Annotated in this window: 22 protein-coding genes, 2 tRNA genes and 3 rRNA genes; 8 read left to right on the forward strand and 19 right to left on the reverse strand. The window is 63.7% G+C overall.

All coding sequences use genetic code 11. The features are described 5' to 3' along the window. Positions 1–25: 25 nt before the first annotated feature. Genes P0M04_RS04730 through gshB form a run of 3 tightly spaced genes read right to left on the reverse strand, consistent with a single transcriptional unit; the run spans position 26 to position 1,687 of the window. The gene (locus P0M04_RS04730) at positions 26–295 is read right to left on the reverse strand and encodes an HPr family phosphocarrier protein (RefSeq protein ID WP_091669952.1); all 270 of its coding nucleotides are present in this window, start codon (positions 293–295) and stop codon (positions 26–28) included. 35 nt (positions 296–330) lie between these two features. Further along, on the reverse strand, positions 331–735 hold the full coding sequence (locus P0M04_RS04735) for a PTS sugar transporter subunit IIA (RefSeq protein ID WP_036235285.1): 405 nt from the start codon (positions 733–735) through the stop codon (positions 331–333). Positions 736–739: 4 nt separating this feature from the next. Continuing rightward, positions 740–1,687 (reverse strand): glutathione synthase, encoded by a 948-nt coding sequence (gene gshB, locus P0M04_RS04740; RefSeq protein WP_259448521.1) that lies wholly within the window; start codon positions 1,685–1,687, stop codon positions 740–742. Positions 1,688–1,877: 190 nt separating this feature from the next. Here gshB and P0M04_RS04745 point away from each other — a divergent pair, with 190 nt between their 5' ends. Beyond that, on the forward strand, positions 1,878–2,594 hold the full coding sequence (locus tag P0M04_RS04745; RefSeq protein ID WP_259448520.1) for a class I SAM-dependent methyltransferase: 717 nt from the start codon (positions 1,878–1,880) through the stop codon (positions 2,592–2,594). A 1-nt stretch (position 2,595) separates the two neighbouring features. On the opposite strand, the gene gshA is transcribed toward P0M04_RS04745, so the two are convergent. From gshA to P0M04_RS04765, 4 genes are all read right to left on the reverse strand, one after another. Further along, positions 2,596–3,897 carry a glutamate--cysteine ligase gene (gene gshA / locus P0M04_RS04750; protein WP_025511598.1) on the reverse strand — a complete coding sequence of 434 codons (1,302 nt, stop codon included), beginning with the start codon at positions 3,895–3,897 and terminating at the stop codon, positions 2,596–2,598. 139 nt (positions 3,898–4,036) lie between these two features. Continuing rightward, entirely contained in the window at positions 4,037–5,599 is a 1,563-nt protein-coding gene (locus P0M04_RS04755) for an ammonium transporter (RefSeq protein ID WP_259448519.1), read from the reverse strand. A 10-nt stretch (positions 5,600–5,609) separates the two neighbouring features. After that, positions 5,610–5,948 (reverse strand): P-II family nitrogen regulator, encoded by a 339-nt coding sequence (locus tag P0M04_RS04760; protein ID WP_025511601.1) that lies wholly within the window; start codon positions 5,946–5,948, stop codon positions 5,610–5,612. A gap of 12 nt (positions 5,949–5,960) precedes the next feature. Next, entirely contained in the window at positions 5,961–6,707 is a 747-nt protein-coding gene (locus P0M04_RS04765; protein ID WP_259448518.1) for a TorF family putative porin, read from the reverse strand. A 266-nt stretch (positions 6,708–6,973) separates the two neighbouring features. Between P0M04_RS04765 and P0M04_RS04770 the strand changes: the two genes are divergently transcribed. Beyond that, a complete protein-coding gene (locus tag P0M04_RS04770; protein ID WP_025511838.1) occupies positions 6,974–7,222 on the forward strand; it encodes an accessory factor UbiK family protein in 249 nt (82 codons plus the stop codon). Between the two features lie 3 nt (positions 7,223–7,225). On the opposite strand, the gene P0M04_RS04775 is transcribed toward P0M04_RS04770, so the two are convergent. Next, positions 7,226–7,543, reverse strand: a complete 318-nt coding sequence (locus tag P0M04_RS04775) for a hypothetical protein (protein WP_259448517.1) — start codon at positions 7,541–7,543, stop codon at positions 7,226–7,228. A gap of 139 nt (positions 7,544–7,682) precedes the next feature. On the opposite strand from P0M04_RS04775, the gene P0M04_RS04780 reads away from it, so the two are divergent. After that, a complete protein-coding gene (locus tag P0M04_RS04780; RefSeq protein WP_259448516.1) occupies positions 7,683–9,209 on the forward strand; it encodes a YifB family Mg chelatase-like AAA ATPase in 1,527 nt (508 codons plus the stop codon). Here the strand turns inward: P0M04_RS04780 and P0M04_RS04785 are convergent. Both P0M04_RS04785 and P0M04_RS04790 read right to left on the reverse strand, forming a co-directional pair. After that, entirely contained in the window at positions 9,195–10,400 is a 1,206-nt protein-coding gene (locus P0M04_RS04785) for an MFS transporter (RefSeq protein ID WP_259448515.1), read from the reverse strand. The two genes, P0M04_RS04780 and P0M04_RS04785, sit on opposite strands and share 15 nt — an antisense overlap. A gap of 117 nt (positions 10,401–10,517) precedes the next feature. Next, positions 10,518–11,477: a GlxA family transcriptional regulator gene (locus tag P0M04_RS04790; protein ID WP_259448514.1), complete on the reverse strand. Its 960-nt coding sequence runs from the start codon at positions 11,475–11,477 to the stop codon at positions 10,518–10,520. Between the two features lie 262 nt (positions 11,478–11,739). Between P0M04_RS04790 and P0M04_RS04795 the strand changes: the two genes are divergently transcribed. From P0M04_RS04795 to P0M04_RS04815, 5 genes are all read left to right on the forward strand, one after another. After that, complete coding sequence (locus P0M04_RS04795) at positions 11,740–12,501, forward strand: SDR family oxidoreductase (RefSeq protein WP_259448513.1); 762 nt, start codon at positions 11,740–11,742, stop codon at positions 12,499–12,501. Between the two features lie 27 nt (positions 12,502–12,528). After that, positions 12,529–13,047: a hypothetical protein gene (locus tag P0M04_RS04800; RefSeq protein WP_259448512.1), complete on the forward strand. Its 519-nt coding sequence runs from the start codon at positions 12,529–12,531 to the stop codon at positions 13,045–13,047. A gap of 1 nt (position 13,048) precedes the next feature. Beyond that, complete coding sequence (locus P0M04_RS04805) at positions 13,049–13,789, forward strand: ABC transporter ATP-binding protein (RefSeq protein ID WP_259448511.1); 741 nt, start codon at positions 13,049–13,051, stop codon at positions 13,787–13,789. Then, the gene (locus P0M04_RS04810) at positions 13,786–15,321 is read left to right on the forward strand and encodes a hypothetical protein (RefSeq protein ID WP_259448510.1); all 1,536 of its coding nucleotides are present in this window, start codon (positions 13,786–13,788) and stop codon (positions 15,319–15,321) included. The genes P0M04_RS04805 and P0M04_RS04810 overlap by 4 nt, the downstream gene beginning before the upstream one ends. Positions 15,322–15,391: 70 nt before the next feature. Beyond that, positions 15,392–15,730, forward strand: coding sequence for a DUF1840 domain-containing protein (locus P0M04_RS04815; protein WP_259448509.1), 339 nt, complete (start codon positions 15,392–15,394; stop codon positions 15,728–15,730). A 10-nt stretch (positions 15,731–15,740) separates the two neighbouring features. On the opposite strand, the gene P0M04_RS04820 is transcribed toward P0M04_RS04815, so the two are convergent. The 9 genes from P0M04_RS04820 to P0M04_RS04860 form a co-directional block, all read right to left on the reverse strand. Next, positions 15,741–17,363: a sensor domain-containing diguanylate cyclase gene (locus tag P0M04_RS04820; protein ID WP_259448508.1), complete on the reverse strand. Its 1,623-nt coding sequence runs from the start codon at positions 17,361–17,363 to the stop codon at positions 15,741–15,743. A gap of 220 nt (positions 17,364–17,583) precedes the next feature. Next, positions 17,584–17,696: ribosomal RNA gene (gene rrf / locus P0M04_RS04825) — 5S ribosomal RNA — on the reverse strand. 118 nt (positions 17,697–17,814) lie between these two features. Continuing rightward, positions 17,815–20,706, reverse strand: a 23S ribosomal RNA gene (locus tag P0M04_RS04830). Positions 20,707–20,929: 223 nt separating this feature from the next. After that, positions 20,930–21,005, reverse strand: a tRNA-Ala gene (locus tag P0M04_RS04835). 11 nt (positions 21,006–21,016) lie between these two features. Further along, positions 21,017–21,093 (reverse strand) — tRNA-Ile (locus P0M04_RS04840). Positions 21,094–21,192: 99 nt separating this feature from the next. Further along, positions 21,193–22,720: ribosomal RNA gene (locus tag P0M04_RS04845) — 16S ribosomal RNA — on the reverse strand. Together the 16S, 23S and 5S rRNA genes with 2 tRNA genes alongside form the textbook arrangement of a ribosomal RNA operon. 380 nt (positions 22,721–23,100) lie before the next feature. Then, the gene (locus P0M04_RS04850; RefSeq protein ID WP_259452968.1) at positions 23,101–24,015 is read right to left on the reverse strand and encodes an AraC family transcriptional regulator; all 915 of its coding nucleotides are present in this window, start codon (positions 24,013–24,015) and stop codon (positions 23,101–23,103) included. Then, positions 23,999–25,429, reverse strand: coding sequence for an aldehyde dehydrogenase family protein (locus tag P0M04_RS04855; RefSeq protein ID WP_259452967.1), 1,431 nt, complete (start codon positions 25,427–25,429; stop codon positions 23,999–24,001). Before P0M04_RS04855 ends, P0M04_RS04850 begins: the two co-directional genes overlap by 17 nt. Before the next feature lie 105 nt (positions 25,430–25,534). Further along, entirely contained in the window at positions 25,535–26,416 is an 882-nt protein-coding gene (locus P0M04_RS04860) for a LysR family transcriptional regulator (RefSeq protein WP_259452966.1), read from the reverse strand. Positions 26,417–26,419 lie beyond the last annotated feature (3 nt).

Below are 26,419 nucleotides of genomic sequence, written 5' to 3' on the forward strand. Positions count from 1 at the left end.
CGTGCGCCTCGGCTGCTGTCAGGCATTACTCGCCTTCGCCGAACTTGTCATTGATGAGGCCGGTAAGCGCGGAGATGCAGTCCTGTTCGTCGGGGCCGTCCGCCTCCAGCGTCACCTTGGCGCCCTTGCCGGCGGCCAGCATCATGACGCCCATGATCGACTTGGCGTTGATGCGGCGGCCGTTGCGGGTGAGCCAGACGTCGCTCTGGAACTTGGCGGCCAGCTGGGTGAATTTGGCGGATGCGCGGGCGTGAAGGCCCAGCTTGTTGATGATCTCGAGTTCCTGTTGAATCATGTTTTAATTGTCGTTTCTCTCGTTCATCGGTCCGGTCAGGTGCCGACCCGGATGCGGTTGTCGACCCGGACGGCGCCGTTTTGCGCGCCGGCCAGGGCCATCTCGACCACCACGTCCAGCGTGTCGCGCCGGTACGTGATCGCGCGCAGCAGCATCGGCAGGCTGATGCCCGCGATGACTTCCACGCGCCCGGCCTCGGCCAGCGAATTGCAGCAGTTGGACGGCGTGCCGCCCTTGATGTCGGTGATGACCAGCACGCCATCGCCTTCGTCCAGGCGCTGGATCGCACTCTTGGCCAGGGCGTGGATCTCGCTCGTGTCCTGGTCCGCCGTCACGTCGATCGCTTCGAAGCGCTCGGTGGGGCCGCGGAACACGTGCGCCACCGCGGCGATGAATGCCTGGCCCAGTGGCGCGTGGGTCATCAGCAGGATGCCTACCATGTTTTTAGTTTCCTGTTACCCGTTTCTCGACGGCGTCGATGAACATCGCCGCGACGTCGAAACCGGTCTGGTCGGTGATCTCCTGGAAACATGTGGGGCTGGTGACATTCACCTCGGTCAGGAAATCGCCGATCACGTCCAATCCTACCAGCAACAGGCCACGCGCCGCCAGAATCGGGCCGAGACTTTCGGCGATCTCGCGGTCGCGCTCGGTCAGTGGCTGCGCGACGCCGGTGCCGCCTGCCGCCAGGTTGCCGCGCACTTCTCCAGCCTGCGGAATGCGCGCCAGCGAAAACGGGACCGGCTTGCCGTCGATGACGAGCACGCGCTTGTCGCCCTTGACGATGGCGGGAATGTATTTCTGCGCCATGATCGTGCGCGCGCCGTTTTCCGTCAGCGTCTCGATGATGGAGCCGAGGTTCAGGCCGTCGTCCTTGACGCGGAAGATGCCGGCGCCGCCCATGCCGTCCAGCGGCTTGAAGATCACGTCGCCGTGTTCGGCGTGGAAGGCCCGCAGGCGGGTGCCGGACGACGACACGAGCGTGGGCGAGGTGAACTGGCTGAACTGGGCGATGGACAGCTTCTCGTTATGGTCGCGGATCGCCGAGGGTTTGTTGAACACGCGCGCGCCCTGGCGCTCGGCCAGTTCCAGCAGATAGGTGCCGTACACGTATTCCATGTCGAACGGCGGGTCCTTGCGCTGGATGACGGCGTCGAACGCCGACAGGGGCACGGTATCGGTGTCGCCTTCGCGGTACCAGTCGTCCGGGTCGCCGGTCAGCTGGATCTCGGTGGCCTCGGCCGTCACGACGCCCTCTTCCAGCACCAGGTGGCGCTGTTCGAAGGCATGGATCCGGTGGCCGCGCCGCGCCGCTTCGCGCATCATCGCGAACGTCGAGTCCTTGTAGATTTTGAAGCCGGACAGCGGATCGGCGAGAAAAGCGATTTTCATGATGGTCCCAATGGAGGCAATGCCACGATTTTAGCCGGAAATGCCGATGTTCGCGGAAAGGCGGCCGCGTCCGGCGGACGAGTTACCGGGGCATCTTCCTGTTGGCAAAAAGTCATCTATTCAATCTGCATTTGCGAACCGTCAAACGTGCCGCTGGACCAGTTGGGAAGATGCGACGCAGGAGGGCACTATGAGCGACCAAGCCGAGCAGGAACGCATCAACCAGGTCTATCGCCAATGGACTGGCGGCGCCGCGCTGGCGAAACACGCCTGGCACCGGCCCGACATCGTCCGCCAGGGGGCGGCGCGGGCACGCGTGCTGGCCGACCTGCTGCCGCTGACGGTGGGGCGCGACCTGTCCGCCGTGCGCGCACTGGACGTCGGCTGCGGCAGCGGCGGCTTCCTGCGCCAGCTGATCGACTGGGGCGCCACGCCGTCCCACCTCGCCGGCACGGAACTGCAGCCGGACCGGCTGGAACAGGCGCGAAGCCGCACGGCACCCGGCGTGCGCTGGCACCTGGGCCAGCTCGACGTCTTTCCCGACGCGAGCATGGACCTCGTGAGTGCGCATACCGTATTTTCCGCGCTCCTGGACGAAGACCTGCGGCGCGGCCTGGCCGCCGAGATGTGGCGCGTGCTGCGTCCGGGCGGCTGGACGATGATCTTCGACGTCCGCTATGGCAGCGCGCGCAATGCCCACGTGCGCAAGGTGACGGATGTCGAACTGCTGCGCTTCTGGCCCGCCGCCAGCCGCCACTACCGCACGCTGGTCCTCGCGCCGTCCCTGGGCCGCACGCTGGCCGCCCTGCCCTGGCTGATCCCGGAAGCGCTGGCGACACTGCTGCCGCCGCTGCGCTCCCACTTCATCTACATGGCGCGCAAACCGGAGACGGACCGGATGGGGTGAATCAGTAGATCTCCGGATCCGGGTCCGTGCGCTCCAGTTCCAGCGACGCCGCCAGCAACGCGAGACGCGCCACCACGCCATACACATAGAAGCGGTTCGGCGCGGCGGTCCCCGGCTTGGCCTTCAGGTCCGGCACGGCGTGCTGCTGCGCAAACGCGAGCGGCACGTATTGCGAGCCCGGCGCGTTCAGGTTCTGGTCGACGCCGCGCTCCGCGTGCACGCGGTAGAAGCCGCCGACGACGTAGCGGTCGATCATGTACACGACCGGCTCCGCCACCGCGTCGTTGATCGACTCGAACGTGGGCACGCCTTCCTGGATCATCACGTCGGTGACGGTAACGCCATCCTTGATGACCGACATCTTGTTGCGCTGCTTGCGGTTCAGGTCCTTGACCTCGCTCGCATCCTTGACGGTCATGATGCCCATGCCGTACGTGCCGGCATCCGGCTTCACGATGACGAAGGGTTTCTGGTCCTTCATCCCGTATTCCTTGTACTTCTTCTTGATCTTCGACAGCAGTGCAGAGACGTTATCGGCCAGGCACTCCATGCCGACGTCTTCCTGGAAATTGACCTCGCCGCATTTGCTGTGCAGTGGGTTCACGAGCCACGGGTCGATGTCGATCAGCTTGCCGAACTTCTTCGCGACCTCGTCGAAGGCCTTGAAGTGGTTGCTCTTGCGGCGCACGGCCCAGCCCGCGTGCAGCGGCGGCAGCAGCGATTGCTCGTGGACGTTTTCCAGGATGCTCGGAATGCCCGCGGACAGGTCGTTATTCAGCAGGATCGTGCACGGATCGAAGTCGGCCAGGCCCACGCGGCGGCCGTTGGGCGAGCGCACGAGCGGTTCCACGACCAGCATGTTCCCGTCCGGGAGCGCGAGCGGCGTCGGCTCCGTCACCTCGGGCGACAGCGAGCCCAGGCGCACGTGCAGGCCCGTCTGGCGGAAGATCTGCATCAGGCGCTGCACGTTCTGCAGATAGTACGGATTGCGCGTATGGCTTTCCGGGATCAGCAGCAGGTTGCGGGCGTCCGGGCAATACTTGTCGATCGCGGCCATGGCGGCCTGCACCGTCAGCGGCAGCATCTCCGTCGACAGGTTGTTGAAGCCGCCCGGGAACAGGTTCGTGTCCACCGGCGCCAGCTTGTAGCCGGCATTGCGCAGGTCCACCGAGCAGTAGAACGGTGGCGTATGCTCCTGCCACTCGAGGCGGAACCAGCGTTCGATCGCGGGCGTGGCTTCGAGGATCTTCTTTTCCAGGTCCAGCAGGGGACCGGTCACGGCGGTGGCAAGGTGGGGAACCATAAAAATGACGTCCTTCGGGCTTCTTGGCGATATGGTAAGCCGAGATTGGGGTGTTCGAACGTTTTTTAAAGCCCTTTATGCAATTTAGAAATAAAAAAAGCGCCCCGGAGGGCGCTTTCGCATATTGCAATCCTGGCAATCAGGAGTGGTAAGCCTGCTCGCCGTGGCTCGTGATGTCCAGGCCTTCGCGTTCCTCTTCCTCCGGGACGCGCAGGCCGACGACGACGTCGACGATCTTGTAGGCGATGAACGAGACGACGGCCGACCACACGATGGTGGTGCCGACGGCTTCCGCCTGCACGAGGACCTGGTGGCCGATCGAGTACGGGTCGGCGGACATCTTGTTGGCGACGTAGTCGAAGATGCCCTGGCCGCCCAGTTGCGGTGCCGCGAACACGCCGGTCAGCAGCGCGCCCAGGATGCCGCCCACGCCGTGGACGCCGAACACGTCCAGCGAGTCGTCGGCGCCGATCATGCGCTTCAGGCCGTTCACGCCCCACAGGCAGACGATGCCGGCGACGAGGCCGATGACCAGGCCGCCCATCGGACCGACGAAGCCGCAGGCCGGGGTGATGGCGACGAGGCCGGCGACGGCACCCGAGGCACCGCCCAGCATCGACGGCTTGCCCTTGGTGATCCACTCGCCGAAGACCCACGACACGGTGGCGGCGGCGGTGGCCAGCAGGGTGTTGATGAAGGCCAGCGCGGCGATGTCGCCTGCTTCCAGGGCCGAACCGGCGTTGAAACCGAACCAGCCCACCCACAGCAGCGAGGCGCCGATCATGGTCATGGTCAGCGAGTGCGGCGCCATCGATTCACGGCCGTAGCCGACGCGCTTGCCGATCAGGATCGCACCGACGAGGCCGGCGATAGCGGCATTGATGTGCACCACGGTGCCGCCCGCGAAGTCGAGGGCGCCCTTCTGGAACAGCCAGCCGGCCTTGGCGGTCTCGGCGTCGAGGGTGGCGGCGGTGATGGCATCCGGACCGGTCCAGAACCAGACCATGTGGGCGACCGGCAGGTAGCCGAACGTGAACCACAGCACGACGAACAGCAGCACGGCGGAGAAGCGGACGCGCTCGGCGAACGCGCCGACGATCAGGCCGCAGGTGATGGCCGCGAACGTGCCCTGGAACGCCACGTAGACGAACTCGGGGATGACGACGCCCTTGCTGAACGTGGCCGCGGTCGTGAACGCCCCCTTGACCGGATCCCAGATCCCGTTCAGGAACAGGCGGTCGAAGCCGCCGATGAACGCGGTCTTCTCGGTGAACGCCAGCGAGTAGCCGTACACGCACCACAGGACGATGATGACCGCGAAGATCATGAACACCTGCAGCAGCACGGACAGCATGTTCTTCGAACGGACCAGGCCGCCGTAGAACAGGGCCAGGCCCGGGATCGTCATCATGATCACCAGCAGCGTGGCGACCATCATCCAGGCGGTATCGCCCTTCTGCGGAGTCGGTGCGGCAGCCGGCGCTGCGGCAGCCGGTGCTGCGGCAGCTTCCGGTGCGGCGGCGGCAGCGGCTGCCGGGGCGGCCGGTGCAGCGGCGACCGGTGCGCTGGCGGCCGGTGCGGCTGCCGGTGCTGCAGCTTCCGCAGCGGGCTTGGCGGCATCCTGGGCCATGGCCGGGGCGGCTGCGGCCAGCGCCACGGCGACGGATACGCCTGCGATCAGTTTTGTAATGGTGTGGATCATCGGATTCCCCTTACAGCGCTTCGTTGCCGGTCTCGCCGGTACGGATACGGACTACCTGCTCCAGGTTGGAGACGAAAATTTTGCCGTCGCCGATCTTGCCCGTGCGCGCGGCGCTCTGGATGGTGTCGATCACCTGGTCGACGATGGCATCGTCGACCGCTGCCTCGATCTTGGTCTTCGGCAGGAAATCGACGACATATTCCGCACCACGATAGAGCTCGGTATGGCCCTTCTGGCGACCGAAACCCTTCACTTCCGTCACGGTGATACCCTGGACGTTGATCTCGGAGAGGGCTTCACGTACCTCGTCGAGCTTGAAGGGTTTGATGATGGCGGTGATCATTTTCATGTGATTGCCTCTTCAGAAAGTTTTTGAAACAGTGAGCAGGGCCGCGGACTTGCCCAGGTTTTCCGCGGACGGGCTCAGGTACGCGCTGGTGTCGGCCTTGATCCAGGACAGGGCCACGGAGCAGATGCCCAGGTCCTTGGTGACGCCGAGCTTGTAGTCGGTGTACGAGAACGAACCGTTGTGGCGCACGTTCTGGCGGCCGGCGTGCAGGTTCAGCGTGAAGCCGCTGCCGACGTCGACGTTGGCGCCGATGTCCAGGTAGCCGCTGCCCTTGCTGTCGGCGGTGCCGAACAGGTTCGTCAGCGAATGCGAGTACTTGACGTACGCCGGGCCGAAACCGAGCTGGCCGTACAGTTCGAACGTGTTGACGTTCGGATGCAGGCCGTTGCTCGGGTAGAAGTAGTACAGGCCGCCCACGTCATAGGTGATGTCGCTCGTGAGGTTGCCGCGCTTGCCGCCGTACAGATCCCACTCGACGTCGCCGCTGCCGCCCAGGTCCTTGGTCCACTTGATGGTGGACAGCCAGGTGCCCGCGTACAGGCCGGTCGGGTTGTGCGTGTAGTCGGCACCGCCCTGCAGTGCGGGGTCGAGACGGGACTGGGAAATGCCGCGGTAGCGATAATCGCTCGTGACCGCCGCGTTGAAACTCACTTCATTGTCCGGCTTCTGCTCCTCGGCGCCGGCCAGCCCGATATGAAGGCTCCACAGGCTTGCTGCGAGTACTGCGGCGTGGGACCAGTTGCTGTTACGACGCTTCATACGACACTCCCTTTAGTTGAACATATTCTTGGGTTGCGGTTTACAATCCGGGATTGCGACCTCGTTATGGTTAATGGTTGATTAGCAGGATGCGTGCCACCCCATTCCGGGCGGGTTCCCGCTTGTTTTTCGCCCCTTCCGCCCCCAGTTTTTAAATTTCAAAAAACAAACGGGACCAGGGCGCGTGCGCCGTCGCGGTGCACGCACCAAATCAGGTATGTACGCACCGTCTTGGTGCGGCACGCCGACTCAAGGACTAGTGTGAAATGAACAATTTTTTCAATGATTTGCAGGGCAAGATCAACGAGGCGTTCGAAAACTCGCCCGCCAAGGACATCGAGCGCAACGTGAAGGCGATGATGACCCAAGGCTTTTCGAAGCTGGACCTCGTGACGCGCGAAGAATTCGACATCCAGGCGCAAGTGCTGGCCAAGACGCGCGCCAAGCTGGAGGCACTGGAACTGCGCGTGGCGGAACTGGAAGCGAAGCTGGCCGCCACCGACGCCAAGGCTTGACGCTTACGGGCGGCCGCGCACCCTCATCCGCACCTTCGCCCGCGCCATCATCCGCCACAGCGCGAACACGGCCGCCCCACCCAGGCTGACCGCGAACACGATCGCCACCATCCAGCCCATCGGATTGGCCGACCCGAGACTGTCCGCAGCAAAGACCAGCGCAGACGCCAGCGCCACCTGCGCGATCCACACGGCCCGCAGCGGCCGGAACGCCTCGAGATCCCCACGCTTCCACAGGCGCAGCGCGACCCACGTCACGGGTCCGCACAACAGGCAGAACAGGACCGCGAGGGCAAGCAGGGTCAGTATCAGTCGGGGCATGCGTGGATAGGAGAAGGCGGAGCCCGCTACATTACCAGACCCGACGCGAAAAAAGTTCGGTACGTACGACTGTCCCCTCTCAACAGGCGTCGGCTCCGCTTGCCTAAGATGAGGCCTCGCCCACCGTCGAAGGAGCCCGATGAGCCTCGCCGTCCTCAGAAGCCGCGCCCTGGCCGGCATGGAAGCCCCTGCCGTCAGCGTCGAAGTCCACCTGGCCAATGGATTACCGGCCATGAATATCGTGGGGTTGGCGGACGCCGAGGTGCGCGAATCGAAAGACCGCGTGCGCGCCGCGCTGCAGAACTCGGGCTTCGAGGTGCCGAGCCGGCGCATCACGATCAACCTCGCGCCGGCCGAACTGCCCAAGGAATCCGGCAGGTTCGATCTGCCGATCGCGCTGGGCATCCTCGCGGCGTCGGACCAGATCCCGTCCAGCGCGCTGGACGGCTACGAATTCGCCGGCGAGCTGTCGCTGTCGGGCGAACTGCGCCCCGTGCGCGGTGCGCTGGCGATGAGTTTCGCGATGCTGCGTCAACACGCCCACGAGGATGCGTTCGCGCGCGCCTTCGTGCTGCCGTGGGCGAACGCGGACGAGGCGGCCCTCGTGACGGACGCCGTCATCTACCCTGCCCGCTCGCTGCTGGAGGTGTGCGCGCACTTCGCCGCGAAGTCCGACGAGACGCGGCTTGCGCGCTACCGCCCCGCGCCGTCCGACGCGCCGCCCGTGTACCCGGACTTCGCGGACGTCAAAGGCCAGCAACAGGTCAAGCGCGCGCTCGAGGTGGCGGCAGCGGGCCTGCATTCCGTGCTGCTGGTCGGGCCGCCGGGCGCCGGCAAGAGCATGCTCGCCTCGCGCTTCCCCGGCCTGCTGCCGCCGCTGCGCGAGGAGGACGCACTGGAGACGGCCGCGATCCAGTCGCTCGCGGGCAGCTTCGCCATCGAGCGCTGGCGAAAACGGCCGTTCCGCAATCCGCACCACACGAGTTCCGGCGTGGCCCTCGTCGGCGGCGGACAGGGTCCGCGCCCCGGAGAGATTTCGCTGGCCCACCATGGCGTGCTGTTCCTCGACGAACTGCCGGAGTTCGACCGCAAGGTGCTGGAAGTGCTGCGCGAACCGCTGGAAACGGGCGCCATCACGATCTCGCGCGCCGCGCGCCAGGCCGACTTCCCCGCCAGTTTTCAATTGATCGCCGCGATGAATCCCTGCCCGTGCGGCTGGCTCGGTCACCCATCGGGCAAGTGCCGCTGCACACCGGACGCCGTGCAGCGCTACCAGGACCGCATCTCCGGCCCCCTCCTCGACCGCATCGACATCCAGGTGCCGGTGGCGGCCATGACGCCGGACACGATGGCGCAACTGGCCGACGGCGAACCGAGCGCCGCCATCGCCGCGCGCGTCGCACAGGCGCACGCGCGCCAGTTATCTCGCCAGGGCAAGGCCAACCAGAAGCTGACGACGCGCGAGATCGACCGCCACTGCCACCTCGACACCGCCGCCGAACGCCTGCTGGGCGACGCCATGCAGCACCTGCACTGGTCGGCACGCGCCTATCACCGGGTACTGAAGGTGGCGCGCACGATCGCCGATCTGGCCGGTCTCGATACGGTCAACGCCCAGCACGTGGCGGAGGCGATCCAGTATCGGCGAGGGTTACGCGACCACTAGGCGGCGAGCCGCCCCGCGCCGCTCGATGACGACCACGAGCACCAGCGCCAGCACCTCGAAACTGCCGCCGACCCAACCCACGACACCCGGCGACGCATGCGCCACCGCGAACCCGCCCGCGAGCGCGCCCAGCGAAAAACCGGCGTACTGGAACGACGCGTTCAGCGACAGCACGACGGGCGCCAGCGCCACGCCGCTGCGGTTGACGAGGCTGTTCTGCTGGGCCGGATAAAAGCCCCACGTGGCCAGGCCCCACAGCACGACGCCCGGCAGCAGCAGGCCGAGCGGCCAGTGGCCGAAGCCGGCCATCGCGGCGAGGTAGTAGAACGCCGCGGCCAGCAGCAGCAGCGCGGGCACGACCACGTTAAAGGATCCGAAGCGGTCAGTCGCCCGTCCACCGAGCGCCAGTCCGACGGCCGCAGCGACGCCCCATAGCAGCAGGATGCCGCTCATCCCCTCGGCCGGCATGTCCGCCACGCGTTTCAGGTACGGCGCCAGGTAGGTCAGCACCGCATAGGTGCCGGTGCCCCACAGCAGGGTCACGACGAGCGTCGGCAGCACGCCGGGCAGGCGGGCGGCGTCCAGGCGCGCTTCCAGGCTGACGGGCTTGCTGCCTTCACCGAGCGACCTGGGCAGACCGATGGCGAGTGCCGCGGCGGCGAACGCGGCCAGCAGGGCCACGGCGCCGAACGTCGCGCGCCAGCCGAGATGCGTGCCGAGCAGCGTCCCGAGCGGTACCCCGGCCACGATCGCAATGGTCAAGCCGCCGCTGACGATGGCCAGCGCACGGCCCCGCTGCGCCGGAGGCGCGATGGCGCTGGCGAGGGCGTTGGCGCTGGGGGTGTACAGGCCGGCCGTGAGCGCCAGCAGCACGCGGGCGCTCAGCAGGCCGAGGTAATCATGGCTGGCATAGGCAAGCGCGTTGCCGAGGGCAAAAGCGGCCATGCCGCCGACCAGCACGGTGCGGCGCGGCCAGCCGCTCGTGAAGATGGCCAGCAGCGGCCCGCCGATGGCATAGGTCAATGCGAAGGCCGTCACGAGCAGGCCGGCCTGCGTCACGGTCACGGCCAGGTCGGACGCGATGCGCGGCAGCAGGCCCGCGATCATGAAGCTTTCGGTACCGATGGCGAAGGTGCCCAGCGCCAGCGTATATAAAAGGCCTTTGGGCAGGGAGGTGGGCTCGGTGGACATCGTCGACTCCGTTCTGGTTGCCTGATGCAGGCATCTTTTCAGAACGGAGGACGAAGCGTGGGTCCAATCACCCTCGATTCAGGCCATCGAATCCCTATCGAAGGATCAGCTGAAGGATCAGCTGAGACCGGTGGTCTGCTGTTCGCGCGCGGCGCGCTTGATGGCCTGGGGCGGCTGGCCGAAGGCGCGCAGGAAGGCGCGGCGCATGCGCTCGGGATCGGAAAAGCCCGTCTCGCGCGCGACGACGTCGATCGAGTGGTTGCTGCCCTCGATCATGGCGCGCGCCGCTTCCACGCGCAGCACCTCGATCGCACGGGCCGGCGACTGGCCCGTCTCGATGCGGAACGTGCGGCTGAACTGGCGCGTGCTCAGGTTGGCCGCTTCGGCCAGCTCGTCCACGGACAGCGGCTTGCGCAGGTGACGCTTGGCGTACGACAGCGCCTGCTGGATGCGGTCGGACTTCGGTTCCAGTTCCAGCAGCGCGGAGAACTGCGACTGGCCGCCGCTGCGGCGGTGGTAGACAACCAGCTTGCGGGCGATGTTGCGCGACAGTTCGATGCCGTGGTCGCTCTCGACGAGGGCCAGGCACAGGTCGACGCAGGCCGTCATGCCGGCCGACGACCACACCTTGCCCTCGTTGATGAAGATGCGGTCTTCCTCGACGCGCACCTTCGGGTACATGCGCTGCAGGTCGCGCGCCAGCGACCAGTGGGTGGTGGCGCGCTTGCCGTCCAGCAGGCCCGCCTCGGCCAGCAGGAAGGCGCCCGTGCAGATGCTGCCCACGCGGCGCGACTGCACGCCGGCCTGGCGCAGGATCTCGACGAAGCCCGGCGACGACGGACGTCGCGGCGCCATCTGCCCCGCCACCAGCAGGGTGTCGTAGTCGTAGCGCGTGACGGCTTCCGTGAGCACGCTGATGCCCGAGGAACTGGTCATGGCGCCGCCGTGCTCCGACAGCATCGTGACCTCGTACATGGATTCTTCCAGCAAGGTATTGGCCAGTTCGTAGACCGTCGTCGCCATGAGATCCAGGACCTGGAAGCCGGGTGGCAGCAAGAGTCCGATTCTGCGTTTCATGTTGTCCTCAGTGATGATCAGGTTCGCCGGAGAGTCCGGCGCCACAGCGTCTGCTGCAGTGCATGATGGTAATCATACGACAACCGCGCCGGTCCAACCAAAAACAACTGACAAAGTAGATAGGCTTCCGAATATATGTGCATACGCACACTTCGTCCGAATTCGAGGGTTATTTGTCGTCCAGGTCAAACATGTTTGCGCCAACATAGATCCCAGAAGACAACATCTTCCACACCCCTGATAACGAAAGCGGAGAATCACCATGCAACTGACGAACAATACCATCTTCATCACCGGCGGTACCTCGGGCATCGGCCGTGGCCTGGCGGAAGCCTTCCACAAGCTGGGCAACCAGGTCATCATCGGCGGCCGCCGCAAGGCCCTGCTGGACGAGGTGACGCGCGCCAACCCGGGCATGCGCGCCATCGAGCTGGACATCGCCGATCCGGCCAGCATTGATCGCGCCGCCGCGGCCCTGATCGCCGACTATCCGACGCTGAATGTCCTCGTCAACAATGCCGGGATCATGCCGTTCGACGATCCGTCCGGCACCATCGACGACGCCACGGCCGTGTCGACCATCGAGACGAACCTGCTCGGTCCGGTCCGCATGACGTCCGCCCTCGTCGGCCACCTGAAGAAGCAGCCGCGCGCGACGATCATCAACAACACGTCGGTGCTGGCCTATGTGCCAATCGCCACGAACGCGGTGTACTCGGCCACCAAGGCCGCCCTGCACTCGTACACGCTGTCGCTGCGCTTCATGCTGCGCGCTACCGGCGTCACGGTGCAGGAAATCGCGCCGCCGTGGGTCAACACCGACCTGATCCACAAGGGCGACGACCCGCGCGCCATGCCACTGGACGCCTTCATCGCCCAGACCATGCAGGCGCTCGCATCGGACCGTGAAGAAGCGCTGGTGGACATCGCCGTCCCGCTGCGCAACAACGCGGGACCGGACGAGCACAAGCTGGTCACCGAGTTCAATACGCACATCGCGGAGAACCCGATCCCGGTCGCCTGAACGGGCCGGCCCTGTTACCATGTCGTCATGACAAGACGACTCTACGCGGCCTCCACGGCCGCGCTGTGCCTGCTTCTGGCGGGATGCTCCCCCAAGTACAACTGGCGCGACTATGCGAGCCCGGACGCGCCTTACCGCGTCATGTTCCCGGCGAAACCGGCGACGTTCACGCGCACCATCGACCTGGACGGCATGCAGGTTGCGATGACGATGACGGCGGCCGAGGTCGACGGCGCGACGTTCGCCGTCGGCGCGGCCGAAGCGCCGGACGCGGCGCGCGCCCAGGCCGCGCTGGAAGCGATGCAGGTCGCGCTGGTGCGCAACATCGGCGCAACCGTCACGAGCCAAGACACGACGGTCGACAACAACGGCCGCGCCACGCGCGACGTCGACGCCAGCGGCACGAGCAACGGCGCGACGATGCACCTCGTCGGCCACTTCGAGGCGCGCGGCAAGCGCTTCTACCAGGTCATCGCGATCGGCAAGGCGGATGCGCTGCCCGCCGAACAGGTCGAACAGTTCATCACCTCTTTCAAACTGCCCTGACATGAACGTCGAGCCCCCTGCCCTGCGCCTGTCCGGCCTGCGCAAATCCTTCGGCCGTCCCGCCGTCGACGGCCTCGACCTGACCGTACGGCGCGGCGAACTGTATGCGCTGCTGGGCCCCAACGGCGCCGGCAAGACGACGACCTTGCGCATGGTGACCGGCCTGCTGGCGCCGGATGCGGGCGGCGTCGAGGTGCTCGGCATCGACCTCGCGCGCGACCCCGCCGGCGCCAAGCGCGGCATGGCCTACCTGCCGGACGACCCGCTGCTGTACGGGAAACTGAAGCCGACGGAATACCTGGAATTCGTCGCGGGACTGTGGGGCATCCGCGCGCAGGACGCCGAACCGCGCGCACGCCGCCTGCTCGACTGGCTCGACCTCACGAAGCACGCGCACGAACTGACGGAAGGGTTTTCGCGCGGGATGAAGCAGAAGCTGGCGCTGGCCGGTGCGCTGATCCACGAACCCGAGCTCCTGATCCTGGACGAACCGCTGACCGGCCTCGATGCGGCCGCCGCGCGCCAGGTCAAAGACCTGCTCGTGTCGCACGTCGAGCAGGGCGGTACCGTGATCCTGACGACGCACATCCTGGAAGTGGCGGAACGTCTCGCGCAGCGCATCGGCATCATCCGCCAGGGCCGCCTGATCGCCGAGGGCACGCTGGCCGAACTGCGCGAACGCACACAGGGCGGCAGCCTGGAAGACGTGTTCCTGCACCTGACCGAAGGGCAGCCAGGGTGAGTGCCGCGCCAGGAAGCATCCGCTGGCTGCTGGGCCACGAACTGCGCCTGGCCTGGTATGGCGCGACCATCAACAAGGGCGGCAAGCGCCGTCCGGGCTGGGGCAGCATCGCCGTCTGGGCGGTCGGATTCGTCGGGCTGCACGCGATCGCATTCGCGCTGCTGCATGCCCTGGGGCCCGGCGGCAGGGGCGATCCGCTGCTGGCCATCCCCATCAGCCTGGTGGTGATCGTGTGCTCGACCTTCATGCTGTCGAGCAGCCTGCGGGCCTGCGTGCTGGCGCTGTTCGAACGCGGCGACCTGGATCTGCTGCTGTCCTCTCCCCTGCCCTCGCGCAGCATCTTCGCCGTGCGCCTGCTCGGCATCGCGGCCGTCACCGCCCTGCCTTACGTGTACCTGGCCGGCCCGTTCGCCAACGTCGCGCTGGTGCTGGGCCATCCGGGCTGGCTCGGCCTGTACGTGACGATATGCTCCTGCGCGACGCTGATGGCCTGCGCCGGCATGCTGCTGACGCTCGCCCTCGTGCGCGTGCTGGGCGCGCGCCGCACGCGCGTGGTCGCGCAGGTGCTGGGCGCCATCGCGGGCGCGCTGATCTTCCTGCTGTCGCAGCTGTATAACTTCACGCGCCATGACGCGAACGTCGGGCCGCGCATCATGGAGATGATGACGCACCAGTCCCTGTTCGGGCCGGACAGCGCGTTGTGGCTGCCCGGACGCGCCGTCCTCGGTGCGCCGCTGCCGCTGCTGGGCGCCGTCCTGCTGGCGGCGCTTGCGTTCGCGCTGACGCTGGCCCGCACGCACCGCTTCTTCGTGCACGGCCTGCAGCAGGCGGCCGGCATGGGCCGCGTGCGTGCCCGTCCCGCCGGCGCGCTGCGCTTCCGTTTCCGCGGCAGCCTGTTCGACACGGTCGTCATCAAGGAATGGCGCCTGATCGCGCGCGACCCGCACCTGATCGCCCAGGTGCTGCTGCAGCTGATCTATCTCGTGCCGCTGCTGTTCCTCATCATGCGCGGCGATTCGGCCGGCCCCGCGCTGGGCGCCGGCCTCACGCTGCTGTGCAGTTCGTTGACGGGCAGTCTCGCCTGGATCGTGATCTCGGCCGAGGATGCGCCCGACCTGCTGCTGTCCGCCCCGGCACCGCGCCGCACGCTGCAACTGGCCAAGCTGGCGGCCGCGACGATGCCGGCCCTGCTGCTCGTCGCGCTGCCGCTGCTGTGGCTCGTCGTGCGCACCCCGCTGACCGGCCTGCTCGTCGCGTTCACGGTCTGCGCGGCCGTGCTGAGTGCCGGCCTGATCGTGCAATGGACGGGCCGCCCCGCGCCACGCAGCGATTTCAAGACGCGCGGCAAAGAGAATTTCCTGTGTACGATGCTGGAACTGGTCAGCAGCCTCTGCTGGGGTGGGCTCGGCTGGCTGCTGGTTGCGCTTGCCACGAAAGGCGCAGGCTGGACGCTGCCGGCCGCGGCGGCGGCGCTGACGGCGGGGTTGCTCGTGCTGCTGCTCGCCCGATTTCTGCGGCGGCGCCCGGTGTGAGAGGTAGCCCACTGACCTCCAGGCGCGACTCGTGATATCGTTGGGTTACTAACAATAGAATGAGACAACTATGTTAATCACCTTTAAATCCAAGGCTTACCCGAACGTCATGATGTACCAGGACCACGCCAAGCGGATCCTGGATCTCCTGCACAAGGAAAGTGACCGCGGTGTCATCACCGCCGAGGAAGCGACGCAAGCCGTCAAACTGCTGGAAAACGAGATCGAAGAAAGCCGGAAGCACCAGGCCACGGACGAGATGGAACAGGACGTCAAGGCCCATCAAGGCGAAGAAGACGCGGAACACCAGCCGATCGAGACCGTGAGTTTCTCGACCCGTGCCTTCCCGCTACTGGAAATGCTGCGCGCTTCGCGCGACCAGCAGACCGACGTGCTCTGGGGCGTCTGACCCCGCTCGCTCAGGACGCTTCCCGCTCGAGCGCTTCCGCCACCAGCGCAACGCGGCCCTTGCCCTTGCGCTTGGCTTCATACATCGCCTGGTCGGCGCGTGCCAGCAGGCGGACAGGATCCTGCAGTTCATGCGGCAACTGCAGGGCCACGCCGATGCTCGCTCCCACCTGCGCGCTGCCGCCGGCCAGCCGGTACGGGCGCGCCAACTGGTCGAGCAGGACATGCGCCTTGTTCTCGGCATCCCGCGCATCGTTCAACAGTTCCAGCACGACGACGAATTCGTCGCCGGCCAGCCGCGCCGCCATGTCGGTCTCGCGGATGCCGTTCAACAGACGTGTGCCGAACTGGCGTAATAAATCGTCGCCCTCTTCGTGGCCGCGCGTATCGTTGACCTGCTTGAAGCCATCCATGTCGATGAACAGGACGGCGCACGGACGCCCCACGCGCGCCGCCCGCGCCAGCGCTTCCGGCAACGCCTGCATCAGCGCACGGCGGTTCGGCAGGCCCGTCAACACGTCGCGCATCAACATCTCCCGCAGCTCGGCCGTGCGCGCGGCCACCGTCTCCTCGAGTTGCGCATTCATGTGCTCCAACGCTGCGCGGTGCGTGCGCTCGCTGGCGACGAGGTCGCGCATCGCATCCGACAACACGCGCGCCTCGTGGAAACTGTTCACTTGCGGGATCCGGTCCGCCGTCGCATGCGCGGGCGCGTGCGCGAGGTCTTCGATGGCGCCGCTGAGCATCTTGAGCGGCGCGACGAGACGCCGCGCCAGCAGGGCCGCCACGGCCGCGAGGACGAAGCCCAGTCCGAGACACAGCCACAACGTGCGCCGTTCGAAATCATGGGCGGACGCGAGCGCCGCGGCCTCCGTCTGGCGCACGAGCACGGCCCAGCGCAGGCCCGCGCGATCGCGGCCGCGCCCCGTCTGGCTGTAACCCGTCAGATACGTGCGGCCGTCGGGCCAGTGCTCCTTGACGGCACCCGTCCCGCCTTCGAACGCGCGGCGCAGGCTCTCCGTCGCGATGGGCTTTTCCAGCATCGCTTCCGGTCCAAGGAGCACGATCCCGTCGCGGCGGACGACGATGATCTCGGCGCCGTAGCCGCGCAGCGCCGGCGTCAGCAACCCGTTTGCCAGCGTACGCGCCCACTTCCAGCTCAGGTGGATGGCCAGCACGCCGCGCAGCGTGCCGTCGGCATCGCGGATCGGGCCGGCCACGTCGACGAAGCGCCATGGATCCGACGCGTGCGGCAGCAGGCTGCCCAGCATGACGGCCGGGTGGTAATCTTCCGCGATCACGGCCTGCTGCCCGGCGTGGAACCAGGGCCGCGCCATCACGTCGCGATTCTCCAGCAGGCCGCCAGTCGCAGCGAGCACCCGGCCGTCCGGCTTCGCGATGCCGATCCATGCATAGTCGGGGAACCGGCGCTGGAAATTCTCGAGGACCTGCCGGATTTTGGTCGGGTCGCCGCGGGTATGGGTTTCCGACAGTGTCGACAACAGGGAGACGTCGCGGACCGCCTGGTCCAGCGTGCGGTCGAGCGAATCGCGCATTTGCCAGGACAGCTGCTCCAGCCGCAATCCGGCCTCTTCGGACGCGTGACGGATCGCGAAATGGTCGGCGAGACTCACAAACAGAAACGCCGTGATCGCGACGGTCATGCACGCAAACGACACCATCCATGCCGCAAGCCGAAAAGGTCTGGTGCGCTTGCCGCTCATACGCTTTGCCAAAAGATAAAGACTGGAATGCTACCGTACATACGCGGCAATCTACAAACGAATAATTTTTCGGTTGCAGAAAAGCAAAAAGCCCGCTCAGTGCATACTGAGCGGGCTTTTCTAATAACTAGCCTGACGATAACCTACTTTCACACTGGTTGCAGCACTATCATCGGCGCAGAGTCTTTTCACGGTCCTGTTCGGGATGGGAAGGGGTGGTACAGACTTGCTATGGTCATCAGGCATAACTTGTACGGGTATCGTCTATGTGGACGCTACCCTGAATCTGGAAGAAGTAGTTTTAATCTGTTGTCTCAACAAACAGCTGAACCCTTGCATTGGCAATGACTGCCAAGGTTATAGGGACAAGCCGTACGGGCAATTAGTATCAGTTAGCTTAATGCATTACTGCACTTCCACACCTGACCTATCAACGTCCTGGTCTCGAACGACCCTTCAAGGAGCTCAAGGCTCCGGGAAATCTCATCTCAAGGCGAGTTTCCCGCTTAGATGCTTTCAGCGGTTATCTCTTCCGAACTTAGCTACCCGGCAATGCCACTGGCGTGACAACCGGTACACCAGAGGTTCGTCCACTCCGGTCCTCTCGTACTAGGAGCAGCCCCCTTCAAATTTCCAACGCCCACGGCAGATAGGGACCAAACTGTCTCACGACGTTTTAAACCCAGCTCACGTACCACTTTAAATGGCGAACAGCCATACCCTTGGGACCGGCTACAGCCCCAGGATGTGATGAGCCGACATCGAGGTGCCAAACTCCCCCGTCGATATGAACTCTTGGGAGGAATCAGCCTGTTATCCCCAGAGTACCTTTTATCCGTTGAGCGATGGCCCTTCCATACAGAACCACCGGATCACTATGTCCTACTTTCGTACCTGCTCGACTTGTCGGTCTCGCAGTTAAGCACGCTTATGCCATTGCACTATTAGCACGATGTCCGACCGTACCTAGCGTACCTTCGAACTCCTCCGTTACACTTTAGGAGGAGACCGCCCCAGTCAAACTGCCTACCATGCACTGTCCCCGACCCGGATTACGGGCCAAGGTTAGAACCTCAAACGAACCAGGGTGGTATTTCAAGGTTGGCTCCACGAGAACTGGCGTCCCCGCTTCAAAGCCTCCCACCTATCCTACACAGATTGGTTCAAAGTCCAATGCAAAGCTACAGTAAAGGTTCATGGGGTCTTTCCGTCTAGCCGCGGGTAGATTGCATCATCACAAACATTTCAACTTCGCTGAGTCTCGGGAGGAGACAGTGTGGCCATCGTTACGCCATTCGTGCAGGTCGGAACTTACCCGACAAGGAATTTCGCTACCTTAGGACCGTTATAGTTACGGCCGCCGTTTACTGGGACTTCAATCAAGAGCTTGCACCCCATCATTTAATCTTCCAGCACCGGGCAGGCGTCACACCCTATACGTCCACTTTCGTGTTTGCAGAGTGCTGTGTTTTTATTAAACAGTCGCAGCCACCAGTTTATTGCAACCCTTTCACCCTCATGGAGTAAACCAATCAAGTTACCGGGGCGTACCTTATCCCGAAGTTACGGTACCAATTTGCCGAGTTCCTTCTCCCGAGTTCTCTCAAGCGCCTTAGAATACTCATCTCGCCCACCTGTGTCGGTTTGCGGTACGGTCTCGTATGACTGAAGCTTAGAGGCTTTTCTTGGAACCACTTCCGATTGCTTCGTGCCACAAGGGCACACGTCTCGACCCCTTGAATTACGCGCCCGGATTTGCCTAAGCGCCTTCTATGAGTCAAAAACCAGCTATTCCAACAGCTGGACAACCTTCCGCGATCCGTCCCCCCATCGCATCATACGACGGTGCAGGAATATTAACCTGCTTCCCATCAGCTACGCATCTCTGCCTCGCCTTAGGGGCCGACTCACCCTGCTCCGATGAACGTTGAACAGGAAACCTTGGGCTTTCGGCGAGAGGGCTTTTCACCCTCTTTATCGCTACTCATGTCAGCATTCGCACTTCCGATACCTCCAGCATCCTTTACAAGACACCTTCTCAGGCTTACGGAACGCTCTCCTACCATATGGATCAAAGTATAAATACTAAGAAACATATCCGCAGCTTCGGTGACTGGCTTAGCCCCGTTACATCTTCCGCGCAGGACGACTCGATCAGTGAGCTATTACGCTTTCTTTAAATGATGGCTGCTTCTAAGCCAACATCCTGACTGTTTTAGCCTTCCCACTTCGTTTTCCACTTAGCCAATCTTTGGGACCTTAGCTGGCGGTCTGGGTTGTTTCCCTCTTGACGCCGGACGTTAGCACCCGACGTCTGTCTCCCAAGCTCGCACTCATCGGTATTCGGAGTTTGCAATGGTTTGGTAAGTCGCAATGACCCCCTAGCCATAACAGTGCTCTACCCCCGATGGTGATACTTGAGGCACTACCTAAATAGTTTTCGGAGAGAACCAGCTATTTCCAGGTTTGTTTAGCCTTTCACCCCTACCCACAGCTCATCCCCTAATTTTTCAACATTAGTGGGTTCGGACCTCCAGGGCGTGTTACCGCACCTTCATCCTGGCCATGGGTAGATCACCTGGTTTCGGGTCTACACCCAGCGACTGTCGCCCTGTTCGGACTCGATTTCTCTACGGCTCCCCTATTCGGTTAACCTCGCCACTGAATGTAAGTCGCTGACCCATTATACAAAAGGTACGCCGTCACCCCACGAAGAGGCTCCGACTGTTTGTATGCACACGGTTTCAGGATCTATTTCACTCCCCTCCCGGGGTTCTTTTCGCCTTTCCCTCACGGTACTGGTTCACTATCGGTCGATTACGAGTATTTAGCCTTGGAGGATGGTCCCCCATATTCAGACAGGATTTCTCGTGTCCCGCCCTACTTGTCGTACGCTTAGTACCACCGGTCTGATTTCGTGTACGGGGCTATCACCCGCTATGGCTCCTGTTTCCAAAGGATTCCACTATCAGTCCGACTATCACGTACAAGGCTCATCCCATTTCGCTCGCCACTACTTTGGGAATCTCGGTTGATTTCTTTTCCTGCAGCTACTTAGATGTTTCAGTTCGCCGCGTTCGCTTTGCATACCTATGTATTCAGTATGCAATGACCTAAAAGGCCGGGTTTCCCCATTCGGAAATCTGCGGATCAAAGTGTGTTTGCTCACTCCCCGCAGCTTATCGCAAGCTACTACGTCCTTCATCGCCTGTAATCGCCAAGGCATCCACCATGTGCACTTATTCGCTTGTCCCTATAACGTTGGCCCCTGTATGAGTATCAGGGAACGTCATATCGACAAGGATTCAGCTTACTTTGTTTGTTGATACATACAGATTACTACCCTAAGTGTGCATCTGATCGTTAGACCAGCTACACGCTTAAAGAAAACTTTACTTCTTCCAGATTGTTAAAGAACGAGAACTACACTTATCTAAACCACCAGGCTTACATAAATATAGTGATAAACAGTCGAATGGTGGAGGATGACGGGATCGAACCGACGACCCCCTGCTTGCAAAGCAGGTGCTCTCCCAGCTGAGCTAATCCCCCATTTTGGTAACTGGTGGGTCTGGTTGGATTCGAACCAACGACCCCCGCGTTATCAACACGGTGCTCTAACCGACTGAGCTACAGACCCGAACTGTTCTCGTTTAACTTTACAACAGCCGATAAGCGTAGGCGCTTGAGCAGAGCGAAGCTCTGCGAACCGTTTGGCGGTTCTGTCGTGCCACTCTAGAAAGGAGGTGATCCAGCCGCACCTTCCGATACGGCTACCTTGTTACGACTTCACCCCAGTCACGAATCCTACCGTGGTAAGCGCCCTCCTTGCGGTTAAGCTACCTACTTCTGGTAAAACCCGCTCCCATGGTGTGACGGGCGGTGTGTACAAGACCCGGGAACGTATTCACCGCGGCATGCTGATCCGCGATTACTAGCGATTCCAACTTCACGCAGTCGAGTTGCAGACTGCGATCCGGACTACGATACACTTTCTGGGATTAGCTCCCCTCGCGGGTTGGCGGCCCTCTGTATGTACCATTGTATGACGTGTGAAGCCCTACCCATAAGGGCCATGAGGACTTGACGTCATCCCCACCTTCCTCCGGTTTGTCACCGGCAGTCTCATTAGAGTGCTCTTGCGTAGCAACTAATGACAAGGGTTGCGCTCGTTGCGGGACTTAACCCAACATCTCACGACACGAGCTGACGACAGCCATGCAGCACCTGTGTTCAGGCTCCCTTTCGGGCACCCTCCAATCTCTCGGAGGTTCCTGACATGTCAAGGGTAGGTAAGGTTTTTCGCGTTGCATCGAATTAATCCACATCATCCACCGCTTGTGCGGGTCCCCGTCAATTCCTTTGAGTTTTAATCTTGCGACCGTACTCCCCAGGCGGTCTACTTCACGCGTTAGCTGCGTTACCAAGTCAATTAAGACCCGACAACTAGTAGACATCGTTTAGGGCGTGGACTACCAGGGTATCTAATCCTGTTTGCTCCCCACGCTTTCGTGCATGAGCGTCAATCTTGACCCAGGGGGCTGCCTTCGCCATCGGTGTTCCTCCACATCTCTACGCATTTCACTGCTACACGTGGAATTCTACCCCCCTCTGCCAGATTCAAGCCTTGCAGTCTCCATCGCAATTCCCAGGTTAAGCCCGGGGCTTTCACGACAGACTTACAAAACCGCCTGCGCACGCTTTACGCCCAGTAATTCCGATTAACGCTTGCACCCTACGTATTACCGCGGCTGCTGGCACGTAGTTAGCCGGTGCTTATTCTTCAGGTACCGTCATTAGCCCCAGATATTAGCTGAGACCGTTTCTTCCCTGACAAAAGAGCTTTACAACCCGAAGGCCTTCTTCACTCACGCGGCATTGCTGGATCAGGCTTGCGCCCATTGTCCAAAATTCCCCACTGCTGCCTCCCGTAGGAGTCTGGGCCGTGTCTCAGTCCCAGTGTGGCTGGTCGTCCTCTCAGACCAGCTACTGATCGTCGCCTTGGTGAGCCTTTACCTCACCAACTAGCTAATCAGATATCGGCCGCTCCAGGAGCATGAGGCCCGAAGGTCCCCCACTTTCATCCATAGATCGTATGCGGTATTAGCGTAACTTTCGCTACGTTATCCCCCACTCTTGGGTACGTTCCGATATATTACTCACCCGTTCGCCACTCGCCGCCAGGTTGCCCCGCGCTGCCGTTCGACTTGCATGTGTAAAGCATGCCGCCAGCGTTCAATCTGAGCCAGGATCAAACTCTTCAGTTTAATTCCTGTTTTTGCTGCTTTCGCAGCATGTCGCTCACTCAAAATACTGACCGTCACTCATTGCTGAGCAACGTATTTCTTTTGTGTGAACATTTGATAATTTAAGCATTCAGCAGCACTTGCGTGACTGCTGGCACTTCATCAAACGCCCACACTTATCGACTGTTTATTGTTAAAGAACTGTATTCGGTACTGCCTTGCTGCATTCTGCGAATCGTTTTGTTCGTCAGCAGCAGAGAAGTGAGATTATGCAGCGTTTCGCGATGTTCGTCAACTTCTTTTTCCCGCTTCGTGGCGTCGATTTCCTTGGAATGTCGACCGTGCCGTGAAGCGGACGCGCAGTATAGCAACCGCCTCTCGCCCCTGCAAGCTCGGCCGTATCAAAAATCTGACGACGGCTGGCGCCGCAACTGCTCCGCATCCTTCAACGGCGGCGCGCCGAACAGCCGCCGGTACTCGCGGCTGAACTGCGACGGGCTTTCGTAGCCGACCTCATAGGCAACGCTGGCCGCCTCGACGTCGCCGCTCATCAGCATCTTGCGCGCCTCGAGCAGCCGCACCTGCTTCTGGTACTGCAAAGGGCTCATCACGGTGGCCGCCTTGAAGCGGCGGTGCAGCACCGAAGGGCTCATGTGCACCGTGCGCGCCAGCGCGTCGATACTGAGCGGCTCGTTGTAATGCGTGCGGATCCACTGGATGGCCTCGCCCACAGCCCGCTCGCGCTGCCCGCCGACGACACCCCGGCTCAATGTCGCCCCGCCTGGCGCCGTCACGAGGTGATAAATCAGTTCCTGCTTGAGCAGGCGGCCCAGCACGGGCAGGTCGCGGGGCCGGTCGAGCAGCCGCAGGAGGCGCACGAACACGTCCAGCATGGCATCGTCCGCACGTTCGACCGTGATCGCGGGCGGGTCGGCGTCCGCCAGCGGCAGTTGCAGCCGCATCTCCAGCACGAACGCCGCCACTTCCTTTGGATCGATGTCGACACGGATGCCGTAGTACGGTGCCGCATCCGTTGCACGTATCACCTGGCCGGACACGGGCATCGCCACGCCCGCCTGCACATAACACCCGGGGCCGTAGCGCAGCACCTGCGAGCCGACCAGCATCTCCTTCTCCCCCTGCACGAGCAGGCAGACGGAGGGCGTCAGGATGCCGCGCCCGGCGGGCGTCGGCGCGAGCCTGCGTATGAGCCAGAGCCAGGGCAGGCCCGTGGCCAGGTCGAGGTCACCGGCGTCCGCGCCGCGCATCGCCTGCTCGACGAGACCACGGAGCTGGATGTCAAAGTCCTTTGTCATGGCCCATGATGGCTTTCGGTTCGAGATAGGTCTCCAGGCCGAAGACACCGAACTCGCGTCCCAGGCCGGATTGCTTGAAGCCGCCGAACGGGGCCTCCGGTGCATCATACAATCCGTTCACGAACACGCGCCCTGCCTGAATGCCGGCCGCCACGCGGTTCGCACGCGCCAGGTCCGCGCCGAATACGTACGCATGCAAACCATATGGCGTGTCGTTGGCGATGGCGATGGCATCGTCGTCGTCGCGATACGGGATGATGGACAGGACGGGCCCGAAGATCTCGTCGCGCGCGATCGTCATGTCGTTGCGGACGTCGCCGAACACGGTCGGCCGTACGAAATAGCCCCGTTCCAGTCCGTCCGGGCGCCCCGGCCCGCCCGTCAGCAGGGTCGCGCCCTCGTCGATCCCCTTGCGGATATAGTCCTGCACCCGCTCGTACTGCTTGCGCGTGACCATCGGCCCCACGTTGACGCGCGGGTCGCGCGTCGGGCCGACAACCAGGTCCTCGAACGCGCGCACCGCCAGTGCATGCGCCTCGGCGACGCGGCTCGCCGGCACCAGCAATCGCGTACCGGCGATGCACGCCTGGCCGCTGTTCATCACCGCCGCCAGCGCCGCCAGCGGCATCGCCTTGGCGAAGTCGGCATCGTCGAGCAGGACGGTTGGCGATTTGCCGCCCAGTTCCAAGGTCACCCGCTTCATCGTGTCGACGGCGCCGCGCGCGATCGCCTTGCCGACGCTAGTCGACCCCGTGAACGAGATCTTGGCGATGTCGGGATGCCGCGTGATCTCCGCCCCGACCACGTCGCCGCGGCCCGTGACGATATTGAAGACGCCCGGCGGCAGTCCCGCGCCATGCATCACGCGGGTGATGACCTCCGTCTGCGCGGCACTCAGTTCGCTGGGCTTGATGACGGCCGTGCTGCCGGCGGCGATCGCCATCGCCAGCTTGCTCGCGATGAAGCCGATGTTCGCATTCCACGGCGTGATCATGCCGACGACGCCATGCGGCACCATCGTCACGCGCGCGCCGCCGACCTCGCGCTCGAACGCGTACTCCCCCAGCAGCCGGCGCGCGATCGCGAACGACGCGGCGGCGCGGCGCGCGGTCCCCGTCGCCATCGCCGTCGTGCCGCCGTATTCCGCGACCATGACGTCGACGATGTCCTGTTCGGCGGCGGCGACGGCGTCATGCAGCCGCTGCAGCCAGTCCATGCGCTCTTCCCGCGTCGTGCGCGCCACGGCCGGCAGCGCCGCCTTCGCCGCGGCGATCGCGCGCTGCGCATCGACTTCGTCGGCCAGGATCACGGTGGTCGTTTCGCGCTCGGTGGCCGGATCGAGCAGGACGAGCGGCTCGCGCCCGTGCGGGGTGACGAACGCGCCGTCGATGTAGATGGTGGCTATGGTTTTCATGGCAGGACTCCTCGTGAACGATGACTTCATCTTAGGAGTCCGGGCCCGCCCGGCGGTAGCAGGATACTGACGAAGGATTGCCTGATCCTGCCGATCTGGCGCGGATCAGGCAGTGCGCACCAGCGCTTCGAACGCCTGCGCCGCGCGGCTGCGATAGCGTTCGCGGTGGCGCAGCAGGAAGAAATCGCGCGGCGGGAAGTCCACGCGCACCTTGGCCAGCAGGCCCGCCGCGATATACGGCGCCGCGACCAGTTCCGACAACCCGGCCACGAAGCCCGCGCTCATCACGGCCGCGCGCACGGCTTCGTTGGACGGCAGCGTCAGCGCGATCTGCAGCGCGGCCAGGTCGGCGCCTTGCGCCACCAGCATCTCTTCCAGCGCGGACCGCGTGCCCGAACCGGGCTCGCGCATGATCCAGCGCGCCGCCTGCAAATCTGCGACCGTGAGCCTGCGCTTGCGCGCCCACGGATGGCCGGGCGCGACGACGATCGCCATGCGGTCCTGCCCGATGCGCTCGGCGACCAGCGCCGCATCGTCGACGCCGCCCTCCACGAGCCCGAGATCGGCCAGGCCCTCGCGCACGGCGTCCGCCACGGACTGTGTATTGCCGACGTCCAGCCGCACGTCGATCTGCGGATGCGTCTCGCGAAAGCGCACGAGCAGCGGCGGCAGCCAGTAGCTGGCGATCGTCTGGCTGGCGTGCAGCGCGAGAACACCGCGCGCCAGCCCCGCCAGTTCGACCAGCACGCGCTCGGCGCCGGCCGCGCGGGCCAGCGTGGCGCGCGCCTCGTCGAGGAAGATTCTCCCCGCCGCATTGACTTCGATGCGGCGCCCGACGCGGTCGAACAACGGCGTGCCGTAACGTTCTTCCAGCGCGCGCAGCGACGCGCTGACGGCGGAGGGCGTCAATGCGAGCACGTCTGCCGCCCGCGTCAGGTGCTGGCGTTCGGCGACGGCGACGAAGATGCGGAGCTGGTCGAGGGTCATTAT

The organism is Telluria mixta (genome assembly GCF_029223865.1).
Lineage (GTDB): Bacteria > Pseudomonadota > Gammaproteobacteria > Burkholderiales > Burkholderiaceae_D > Telluria > Telluria mixta.

Excerpts from the sequence above, each read along its gene's own strand:
- P0M04_RS04790 (WP_259448514.1), bottom strand. The coding sequence starts at position 11,477 with ATGAAACGCAGAATCGGACTCTTGCTGCCACCCGGCTTCCAGGTCCTG.
- P0M04_RS04800 (WP_259448512.1), top strand. The coding sequence starts at position 12,529 with ATGACAAGACGACTCTACGCGGCCTCCACGGCCGCGCTGTGCCTGCTT.
- gshB (WP_259448521.1), bottom strand. The coding sequence starts at position 1,687 with ATGAAAATCGCTTTTCTCGCCGATCCGCTGTCCGGCTTCAAAATCTAC.
- P0M04_RS04760 (WP_025511601.1), bottom strand. The coding sequence starts at position 5,948 with ATGAAAATGATCACCGCCATCATCAAACCCTTCAAGCTCGACGAGGTA.
- P0M04_RS04745 (WP_259448520.1), top strand. The coding sequence starts at position 1,878 with ATGAGCGACCAAGCCGAGCAGGAACGCATCAACCAGGTCTATCGCCAA.
- P0M04_RS04735 (WP_036235285.1), bottom strand. The coding sequence starts at position 735 with ATGGTAGGCATCCTGCTGATGACCCACGCGCCACTGGGCCAGGCATTC.
- P0M04_RS04785 (WP_259448515.1), bottom strand. The coding sequence starts at position 10,400 with ATGTCCACCGAGCCCACCTCCCTGCCCAAAGGCCTTTTATATACGCTG.
- P0M04_RS04860 (WP_259452966.1), bottom strand. The coding sequence starts at position 26,416 with ATGACCCTCGACCAGCTCCGCATCTTCGTCGCCGTCGCCGAACGCCAG.
- P0M04_RS04815 (WP_259448509.1), top strand. The coding sequence starts at position 15,392 with ATGTTAATCACCTTTAAATCCAAGGCTTACCCGAACGTCATGATGTAC.
- P0M04_RS04855 (WP_259452967.1), bottom strand. The coding sequence starts at position 25,429 with ATGAAAACCATAGCCACCATCTACATCGACGGCGCGTTCGTCACCCCG.
- P0M04_RS04805 (WP_259448511.1), top strand. The coding sequence starts at position 13,049 with ATGAACGTCGAGCCCCCTGCCCTGCGCCTGTCCGGCCTGCGCAAATCC.
- P0M04_RS04775 (WP_259448517.1), bottom strand. The coding sequence starts at position 7,543 with ATGCCCCGACTGATACTGACCCTGCTTGCCCTCGCGGTCCTGTTCTGC.
- P0M04_RS04850 (WP_259452968.1), bottom strand. The coding sequence starts at position 24,015 with ATGACAAAGGACTTTGACATCCAGCTCCGTGGTCTCGTCGAGCAGGCG.
- P0M04_RS04780 (WP_259448516.1), top strand. The coding sequence starts at position 7,683 with ATGAGCCTCGCCGTCCTCAGAAGCCGCGCCCTGGCCGGCATGGAAGCC.
- P0M04_RS04765 (WP_259448518.1), bottom strand. The coding sequence starts at position 6,707 with ATGAAGCGTCGTAACAGCAACTGGTCCCACGCCGCAGTACTCGCAGCA.
- P0M04_RS04770 (WP_025511838.1), top strand. The coding sequence starts at position 6,974 with ATGAACAATTTTTTCAATGATTTGCAGGGCAAGATCAACGAGGCGTTC.
- P0M04_RS04755 (WP_259448519.1), bottom strand. The coding sequence starts at position 5,599 with ATGATCCACACCATTACAAAACTGATCGCAGGCGTATCCGTCGCCGTG.
- P0M04_RS04730 (WP_091669952.1), bottom strand. The coding sequence starts at position 295 with ATGATTCAACAGGAACTCGAGATCATCAACAAGCTGGGCCTTCACGCC.
- P0M04_RS04795 (WP_259448513.1), top strand. The coding sequence starts at position 11,740 with ATGCAACTGACGAACAATACCATCTTCATCACCGGCGGTACCTCGGGC.
- gshA (WP_025511598.1), bottom strand. The coding sequence starts at position 3,897 with ATGGTTCCCCACCTTGCCACCGCCGTGACCGGTCCCCTGCTGGACCTG.